Annotated in this window: 8 protein-coding genes; 7 read left to right on the top strand and 1 reads right to left on the bottom strand. The window is 73.5% G+C overall.

Annotated features, from left to right (window positions below):
* On the top strand, positions 1 to 1,383 hold a 1,383-nt coding region (locus tag VGW35_09435; protein HEV8307877.1), incomplete at its 5' end, for a hypothetical protein.
* Between the two features lie 277 nt (positions 1,384 to 1,660).
* Positions 1,661 to 1,981 (top strand): hypothetical protein, encoded by a 321-nt coding sequence (locus tag VGW35_09430; GenBank protein HEV8307876.1) that lies wholly within the window; start codon positions 1,661 to 1,663, stop codon positions 1,979 to 1,981.
* A 156-nt stretch (positions 1,982 to 2,137) separates the two neighbouring features.
* On the opposite strand, the gene VGW35_09425 is transcribed toward VGW35_09430, so the two are convergent.
* A complete protein-coding gene (locus VGW35_09425) occupies positions 2,138 to 2,413 on the bottom strand; it encodes a hypothetical protein (GenBank protein HEV8307875.1) in 276 nt (91 codons plus the stop codon).
* Positions 2,414 to 2,560: 147 nt separating this feature from the next.
* Here VGW35_09425 and VGW35_09420 point away from each other — a divergent pair, with 147 nt between their 5' ends.
* The 5 genes from VGW35_09420 to VGW35_09400 all read left to right on the top strand — a co-directional run bounded on the left by VGW35_09420 (position 2,561) and on the right by VGW35_09400 (position 8,917).
* Positions 2,561 to 4,114 (top strand): MFS transporter, encoded by a 1,554-nt coding sequence (locus VGW35_09420; protein ID HEV8307874.1) that lies wholly within the window; start codon positions 2,561 to 2,563, stop codon positions 4,112 to 4,114.
* Between the two features lie 123 nt (positions 4,115 to 4,237).
* The gene (locus tag VGW35_09415; protein ID HEV8307873.1) at positions 4,238 to 4,669 is read left to right on the top strand and encodes a cytochrome c; all 432 of its coding nucleotides are present in this window, start codon (positions 4,238 to 4,240) and stop codon (positions 4,667 to 4,669) included.
* Positions 4,670 to 4,790: 121 nt separating this feature from the next.
* Complete coding sequence (locus VGW35_09410) at positions 4,791 to 5,819, top strand: pyridoxal-phosphate dependent enzyme (protein ID HEV8307872.1); 1,029 nt, start codon at positions 4,791 to 4,793, stop codon at positions 5,817 to 5,819.
* Entirely contained in the window at positions 5,816 to 7,966 is a 2,151-nt protein-coding gene (locus tag VGW35_09405; protein HEV8307871.1) for an ATP-binding protein, read from the top strand. The genes VGW35_09410 and VGW35_09405 overlap by 4 nt, the downstream gene beginning before the upstream one ends.
* Positions 7,967 to 8,917: a Ppx/GppA phosphatase family protein gene (locus VGW35_09400; protein HEV8307870.1), complete on the top strand. Its 951-nt coding sequence runs from the start codon at positions 7,967 to 7,969 to the stop codon at positions 8,915 to 8,917.
* The last annotated feature ends 11 nt before the right edge of the window (positions 8,918 to 8,928 follow it).

Genomic DNA, 8,928 nt, shown 5'->3' with positions numbered 1-8,928 from the left:
AAGTTCGCCGCGCGCCAGCCGGACGGCGAATGGGCGGTGGACTGGCCGGAGCTCGAGCGCGTCGTGCGCCTGTCGGTCCGCTTCCTCGACGACGTGATCGAGGTGAACCCGTACCCACTCCCCGAGATCGACGAGACGGTCAAGGCCAACCGGCGGATCGGCCTCGGCGTCATGGGCTGGGCGGACCTCCTGTTCCGGATGGGGGTCCCGTACGACAGCCAGGCCGCCCTCGACCTGGGCGGGCGCCTGATGGCGTTCATCGAGGAGAAAGCCCACGACCAGTCGGCCAAGCTCGCCGAGGAGCGCGGGCCGTTCCCCAACTGGTCACGGTCGATCTACCAGAGCCAGCGAGCGCTCCGCAACTCGACCGTCACGACGATCGCGCCGACCGGCACGATCTCGATGATCGCCGGCTGCTCGTCCGGTGTCGAGCCGGCTTTCGCCATCGCCTTCACCCACAAGGTGGGCGACCGGGTCCTGCCCTTCATCAATCACGTCTTCGAGCAGGTGACCCGCGAGCGCGGCTTCCACTCGGAGGCGCTGATGGAGGAGATCGCGCGGCGGGGCGTCGTCCACGACCTGGCGGCCGTGCCGGAAGACGTCCAGCGGGTCTTCGTCACCGCCCACGAAGTGCCCTTCGAGTGGCACGTCCGGCATCAGGCCGCGTTCCAGCACTACACCGACAACGGGGTGTCGAAGACGATCAACCTTCCGAACTCGGCGACCATCGACGACGTCGCCCGAGCCTACCTGCTGGCCTGGCAGCTCGGGTGTCTCGGCATCACCGTGTTCCGAGACGGCTGCAAGGAGGGGGTCCTCCACCTCGGGACGAAGATGGCGGAGAAGCGCGAGGCCGGGCCGGCCGCCGCCGTGGCGCCGGCGCCGCCGGCGGCGGTGAAGCCGCGGCCCCGAAGCCTCCAGGGGCGCACCTACCGGGTGGAGACGCCGCTGGGGACCGCGTTCGTCGTCGTGAACGAGAACGGCGACGGCGAGCCCTTCGAGGTCTTCGTGTCGGTGGGGAAGGCCGGGTCCGACACGATGGCCGTGGCGGAGGCGATGGGGCGGCTCATCTCGCTGACGCTCCGCATGCCCTCGCCCCTGTCGCCGAAGCGGCGTCTCGAGGAGGTCATCGGGCAGCTCTCGGGCATCGGCGGTGGCCGGCCGCTCGGCTTCGGTCCCGGGCGCGTGCTGTCCCTGCCGGACGGCATCGCCCGTGTCCTGGCCGAGCACGGGGGCCAGGCGAAGGTCGAGGAGGCCCCGGCGGCCGCCGGGCCGGCCGCCAAGCTGACGGCCGGGGATATGTGCCCCGAGTGCGGCCAGGCGACGTTCGTCTACGAGGAGGGCTGCAAGAAGTGCTACGGCTGCGGCTTCAACGAGTGCTGACGGCGGGCCGATAACCGTCGCATCCCGCCATCCTCGATCGTCGGCGCGCCTCCTATTGCGTCCTAGGGGTATATCGGAGTACCCAGGCAGCTCGCCCCGAGCGGGCGATGCGTCGAGCAGCGCTCCGAGCGGCGGCTGTGCCGCCGCAATCGAGGGGGGGCATCGGGGGGGTCTTCCGAGACCCCCCCGAAATGACCTGGGGCTGCTCGGTTCTGGGCCCGCCGCGACCGGGTAGCGTCGGGATGACGGGTCGGGTAGAATCCGCCCGGGTCGTCCCATGAACCCGCGGATTCCGGCGGACTACGACGAGGCCGGGCGCTGGCTGAGGAACTTCGCCATCTCCCACGGGAAGCGCGAGCATGCAGGGCTCGAGGCGGCGGTGGAGATGGACGAGGCGCGGCAAGGCCGCTCGTACGGACTGCGGCTCATCCTCGGCGAGGTCACGTACCCGCCGGCCGGCGCGCCGCCCCTCGAGTTCGGCTATGCCGAGGTGGCCGAGGGCCGGACGCGATTTGCCTGGTGCGAGGCGCTCGCCGAGCGCCTTCGAGCCGAGACGCGGCGCCTGATGGCGGAGGAGCGAGCGAGCCGGCCGGCCTGAGGGCTGGCGCCGGGCTCCACGGGCCTGAGGGAGTGACCACACGCGGCGCGATGCACGATTGCCGTGTAGTGGTGGTCCGCTCCGAGCGGCGGCTTTGCCGCCGCGACCCTCATGGGGAGGTCTCGGAGGGGGCCGTAGAGGCCCCCTCCGATGAAGTCATGGGACCCACTGGTCGCCTTCGCGGTGCAGGATCATGAAGCCCAGGACCGACATCAGTGCGAGGGCCGCTTCGGGGGTGGGGGCGCGGCGGTTCGACTGCCGGCGGTCGTCGTCCGGAGGTTGGCCGTCGACGCGCCGCTCCCCGGTCCGGCGGTCCAGGATCACCACCGTGGGTCCCTTGCCTTCTTGACGCGCCTTGAGGAATTCGTAGAAGGTGGCCTGATCGCGGGCGAGGATGATCAAGGTGGATGCCCCCTCGGTCGTGCGGTCCATCGAATCCATTGTATGCGGCGGGGCACCCGCCGACCAAATTTTCCGTTCGAGTTCAAGCTTCGTTGGAGGCTTCTGGCCGTAACTCTCTCTGCCTGAAGACAATCCGAGAGGGCGAGTTCTTCGCCTTAGCCCGGGAGGCCGCCGAGGGTGAAGCGGTACCAGTGGTACGCGCCGGGCGATGTGAACGCCTTCTTCGGCCTCGTCATCGACAACATGACCCAGCTCGTGGTCCTGACGGGACTTCTCGTCGGCGTCTTCGGATTTCCGCCCGACCTGGTCCTCTATCGCATGGTGCCGGGCACGGCCATCGGCGTCCTCGTGGGCGATCTCGTCTACACGTGGCTCGCCGCCCGCCTGGCCAGCGAGACGGGGCGGGCCGACGTCACCGCGATGCCGTTCGGGATCGATACCCCGTCACTGTTCGGGATCACCTTCGGGGTCATCGGACCCGCGATGCTGCTCACGAAGGACCCCGTCCTCGCGTGGAAGGTCGGGATGGGGACGACGGTCGCCATGGGATTCATCAAGCTGGCCCTCGCCTTCGCCGGCGAGTGGGTGCGGCGCACCGTCCCGCGGGCCGCGTTGCTCGGCTCGATCGCGGGAGTGGCCATCCTGCTCATCGCCTTCCTGCCGACCCTGAAAGTCTTCGCCGACCCGCTGGTGGGGCTCGCGGCCCTGGGGCTGATCCTCGTGACGCTGATCGGGCGGGTCGGCCTGCCCGGGCGGATTCCCGGCGCGCTGGCGGCCGTGGTCGTCGGCTGCGTCGTCTACGCTGCCGAGCGCGGGCTCGGGGTGGGGGGCGTGCCGCCGGCCGTGGCCCTCCCAGCCGACTGGCGGCTGGCGGTGCCCTGGCCGACCCTCGCGTGGCTGGATGCCTCCGCGGAGACGTGGTCGGCGTTGCCGGTGGCGCTGCCCTTCGCGCTGGCGACGATCATCGGAGGCATCGACAACACCGAGAGCGCCATCGCGGCCGGCGACCACTACCGGACGCGGGACATTCTGCTCACCGAAGCGATCGCCACGATCGTGGCCGGGGTCTGCGGCGGCGTCGTGCAGAACACGCCTTACATCGGGCATCCGGCGTACAAGGCGATGGGGGCGCGGGCGGGCTACACCCTCGCCACCGGGCTCGTGATCGGGCTGGGAGCGATGGCGGGCGTGATCTCGCTCCTGGTCGGGATCATCCCGGAGGCGGCGGTGGCCCCGATCCTGATCTTCATCGGGCTCGAGATCACCGCGCAGGCCTTCCTGGCGACGCCGTCGCGCCACGCTCCCGCGGTGGCTCTCGCGTTCGTGCCGGTGGTCGCGGCATTGCTCCTCATCCAGATGGGCGGCCTCCTGACCCAGCTCGGGCGCGGACCCCAGGATCTGCGAGGCGACGCGGCGCACGCGTTCGAGACGATCCGGGTGCTCGGGAACGGCTTCATCCTGTCGGCGCTGCTCTGGGGCTGGGGCGGCGCCCTCATCGTGGACCGCCGGCTCACGGCGGCGGCGGCGGTCTTCGCGGTGGCGAGCGTGGCGAGTCTCGCCGGGGTCATCCATTCACCGCTCGAGTCGGGCGGCGTCTTCTGGCCGGGAAGCATCGCGTCGCCCTGGCCGGGACTCCTGGCCGGCGGGTATGGGCTCCTGGCCGGTCTCCTGGTGGCGCTCGCGCCGCAGGCGGTGCGAGCGGCGTCGGACGAGCGTGGAGCCGTGCGGTGAGCGCGCGCGCGGTTCGTGCGCTTGACCGCTCGCCGGGTTCGATGATACATAGAGACCCAGGACCTTGTGAATTCGCTCACGACCCCGAGCGACCCGCGCGCCGACACGCAGAAGGAGGTCCCGATGATCCGATTCGCCACCCTGGTCGCCCTCGCCGTGGCGGTCACGCTCACGCTGGCCACGACGGCGGGCGACTCGGTCTGGGCCCAGGCCAAGAAGTGGGAGCTGACGAAGGAGCAAAAGGATCGGGCGGCCAAGGCCAAGAATCCGGTGCCGGCCAACAAGCGGGCGGAATCGGCCGCCAACGGCAAGAAGCTCGCCGAGCAGAACTGTGCGCCGTGTCACGGCCCGTTGGGCAAGGGGGACGGCCCGGCCGCGGCCGCGCTCCCGACGAAGCCCGCAGACTGGACCTCCAAGGCCGTGCAGGCGGAGCCGGAGGGCGCGCTCTTCGTGCGGATCACGGACGGCAATCCGCCGATGCCGCCCTGGGCGAGCCTTCCCGAGAAGGACCGCTGGGATCTCGTCAACTACATCAAGACGCTCGGCAAGAAGTAACCGTCCCGACCCTCGCCGTGCCCCGCCCCTCCCGGCCCCTCCGGGAGGGGCGCGTCTTTCCGCGGCCATGACCGGCCCGATCCGATGCGCCGCCTGTGGCCAGGCCGGATCGGGCGCCCCGGTGGACTGGCGATGCCGGTGCGGGGCGCCATGGGCGCTCCAGCCCGTCCACGCCGTCCTGCCGCGGGAGAAGCTTCCCGCGCGGCCCCGATCCCTCTGGCGGTACCACGAGGCCCTCCCGGTGGCCGCGGCGGCGGTGACGCTCGGGGAAGGGATGACACCGCTCGTCCCCTCGCGCGACGGTCGCCTCCTCTTCAAGGTGGAGACCGCGAACCCTACCGGCTCGTTCAAGGACCGCGGCGCGGCCGTCCTGCTGACGGAGCTGCGCGCGGCCGGCGCCGATCAGATCGTCGAGGACTCGTCCGGGAACGCGGGCGCTGCCATCGCCGCCTACAGCGCGCGGGCGGGAATCCGCGCGACCATCTACGTGCCACAGGCCACCGGGCCAGGCAAGCTCGCCCAGATCGAGGCCTATGGCGCCCGTGTGGTCCGCGTGCCCGGGACCCGGGAGGAGGTCGCCCGCGCGGCCCAGGAGGCACCGGGCGTCTACGCGAGCCACTGCTGGAGCCCGACCTTCTTTCACGGCACCAAGACCGTCGCCTTCGAGCTGTGGGAGCAGCTCGACGGAACGGTGCCCGACTGGGTCGTCTCGCCGGTCGGCCACGGCACGCTCTTGCTCGGTCTGGCCCTCGGGTTCCGGGAGCTCCTCGGCGCGCGCGCGATCCCGCGGCTGCCGCGCCTGCTCGGCGTTCAGAGCGCGGGGTGCGCGCCGCTGGCGGGGCCGCCCCTGGGCCGGTCGGTCGGGAGCGGTGACACCGTGGCCGAGGGGATTCGCATCCGGACGCCGGTCCGGGCGGCCGAGATCGAGGCCGCCGTCCTCGAGTCGGGAGGCGGCTGGGCGATCGTCGACGACGCCGAGGTCCGGGCGGCCCGAGCGCGGCTCGGGGCGGAGGGACTCTTCGTCGAGCCGACCGCCGCGGTGGCCCCGGCGGCGGCGTGGCGGATGCTCGCGCGCGGGGAGCTCGGCGCCGCGCCGGTCATCGTGGTGCCGCTGACCGGCCACGGCCTCAAGGCGCCCTCCGGACCATGAGCTCCGGGGAGGCCTCGCTCGGTGACCTCCGCGACGCCCTCGTTCACATCACGCGACGGCTGGACGAGCTCGCGGCGTCGGTCGCGCGGCTCCAGCCCGCGCCGGCGCCGGCCTCGGGGGCCGGCGAGCCTCTGGGCGAGAGCGAGCGCCGGACGCTCGGCCGGATCAAGAGCCTCCTCGCGGTCCAGCCTTCGCTCGGACGCGCCGAGGCATTGTTCCTGGCCCTGGACCGGGTGATCCACGAAGCCGGCGCCGACTGCGCCGCGCTCTTCACGCCGGGACGCGGTGACGGCCTCGAGGCCGTGGCGCGACGTGGGTTCGCGGCCGGGGAGCTGCGCGTGCGTCTCGACGAGGGCATCGTCGGCCGCGCGTTCGTCGAGCGCGATGCGATCCAGGGTGGGCTCGCGCACCACGCGAGCGACCGGCTACTGCGGGAGCACGGCCTCGGCAGCGCGCTGGCGCTGCCGGTGCGCGCCGCCGACGGCGGGGTGCTCGGCGTGCTGCTGGCCGGACGGCGGCGCCCGGCGGCGTTCGCCGGCCAGGCGCTCGAGACGCTGGTGCTCGTCGCCGATCGCGCGGCGCTCGTGCTCGGCGTCGGCGCCCCCGGCGCGGCGGCTTCCGGGTGGGCGACGACGCTGCTCGGCCAGGATCTCGACCTCGGGCGGGTAGCGGCCGCCGTGGCCCAGGAGGCGGCGGTCCGGCTCGGTGCGGCGCGCGTGGCGGTGTTGCTTCCCGACGAGGGAGGGCTGACCCTCGCCGCCGGCGTCGGCCTCCCGGAGGGTGCCGTTCCTCCCGATCCGAGCGCGGGCGGCGTGGCCGTGGCGGTCCAGACCGGAGAGCCCTGGCTCGCCTCGCCGGCCGGCGGCGATGCGGCGCTCGCCGCGTTCCTCGGCGCCCCGCCGCGGGTCGTGGTGCCGCTCGTCGCCGGCGACCGGATGGTAGCCGTGCTGGTCGCCGGCGGGTCGGGGGCGGTCAGCCTGCAGGCCCTCGCGGATCTCCGCGCGCCCGCGTCCGCCGCGCTCCGGAACGCACGCCTTCATGCCGAGACCCTGGCGGCGCTCAGCGAGCTGCGTGCGCAGGAGCGCCGGCCCGCGGCGGCCCCTCTGCCGCCCGTGCGGGACTTCGCGAGCCTCCTGGCGATCCTGCTGGCGCGGCTCACCCTGATTCGGGAGCGGGTCCGTGACGCCGCCGTCGAGGGCGACCTCGCGGTCGCGGAAGAGGTCGCCTGGCGCGCCGCCGAGGCTGTCCGCGGCCTCCTCGGGTTTGCGCCGGGCCGCCGGGACCGCCCCCTCGCCCCGCTCGATCTCGCGGGGGTCCTCCGCGCGGCGATCGACACTGCCGGGCGCCGATGGGCAGCCCGCGGGGCGCCCCGGCCGACCGTCACGCTGGAGCTCGAGCCCCTGCCGCCGGTGCGCGGCGACGCCGACGACCTCCGCGAGGCCCTCGAGCACCTGCTCGAGAACGCGGCCGAGGCGCAGCCGGCCGGCGGCGCCGTCACGGTCCGGGCCCGCTGGGACGGTGGCGGGCGCGTGGCGGTGGTCGTCGAGGATGCGGGCGCGGGGATGGATGATGAGGTACGGGCGCGCGCGCTCGAGCCCTTCTTCACGACCAAGGGGCCGGGGCGTCTGGGGCTCGGGTTGTCGCTGACCCAGGCCATCGTGGCGCGGCATCACGGCGCGCTCGAGCTCGGCAGCGTGCCGGGGCACGGGACGACGGTGCGGCTGGGTCTCCCCACGGCTCACTCGCTCCCGGCCGGGGCGGCGCCCGATGTGGCCCGTGTGCTCGTCGTGGAGGACGAGGCGTCGGTCCGCGCGGCTCTCGTCGCGTTACTGGAGCGCCACGGGTACATGCCGCTGCCGGCGGCCGACGGTCGGGAAGCGCTCGGGATCGTCCAGCGGCAGCGGGTCGATGCGGTCCTCACGGACTTGACGGTAGCGCCGGTGTCCGGCTTCGAGGTCGCGCGCACGGTGAAGCGGATCCGTCCGGGCACGCCGGTGATCCTCATCACCGGATGGCCGGGACGGCTCGATCCGGCGGTGGTCCAGGCGAGCGGGATCGACCGCATCATCGAGAAGCCCGCCGGCGAAGCCGAGGTCCTGGGGGCGCTCGATGCCGCCCTGACCCAGCGCCGGGCCCGTGGATCCTGAGTGCGGCTGGCGGCCATCGACCTCGGGAGCAACACCGTCCGGCTTCTGGTCGCCGATGTCGATTCGGAAGGAGGGCTCCGGCCCGTACACGGGGAGCAGGTCGTGGTCCGACTCGGCGAGGGGCTCGCGCAGCACGGCGTCCTGGCCCCGGCGGCCATGGAGCGGGCGCTCGCCGCGGTCCGGGAGTACGCGACGCGCGCCCGGGCGCTGGGCGCCCGGCGCGTGCTGGCCGTCGCGACGGCGGCGGTTCGTGAGGCCGACAACCGCGACGAGTTCGTCGGGCGGCTGGCCGGCGTGCCCGGCCTCGAGGTGCGGGTCGTGAGTGGGGACGAGGAAGCGCGGCTCACGCTGCTCGGCGTGGCCTCGGGGGTCGCGCCGGCAGCGGGATCCTACTGTGTTCTCGACATCGGCGGCGGGAGCACCGAGCTCATCGTGGCCAGCGGGACCCGGTACGTCAGCGCCGTCAGCCTGCGGCTCGGTGTCGTGCCGCTGGTGGAGCGCTTCCTCCATGCCGACCCGGTCGACTGGGCCGAGTACTCGGCCTGCGTGGCGCACGTCGAGGCGTGCCTGGCTGCTGCGGCCTGGCCCGAGATCCGCCCGCTGGGACCGCGCGCGCTCGTCGGGACGGCGGGAACGATCACCACGCTCGCGGCGCTCGACCTGGGGCTGGCAGCGTACGATCCGGCCCGCGTCCAGGGCCACCGCCTGACCGTCACCGCCGTCCGGGCGCTCCGGGAGCGCCTCGGCGCCCTCCACGTCGCCGAGCGCGCGCGCCTGCCGTGTCTCGAGCCCGGCCGCGCGGACCTCATCATCCCCGGAATCGCCGTCGTCCTCGGGGTGCTCGAAGGTCTCGGGCTGGCCGAGCTGATCGTCTCCGACGCCGGGCTTCGCGAAGGCATCCTCGTGGGCGCGGGGGGGCTCTCGCCCGAAGTCGACCGGGGGCCGCGCTGACGCGGAGCACG

It is taken from the genome of Candidatus Methylomirabilota bacterium (assembly GCA_036005065.1).
Classification (GTDB): Bacteria; Methylomirabilota; Methylomirabilia; order Rokubacteriales; family DASRDR01; genus DASYQW01.
The sequence above is the reverse complement of the archived record's forward strand: the minus strand, read 5'-3'. Positions and strand labels throughout refer to the sequence as shown.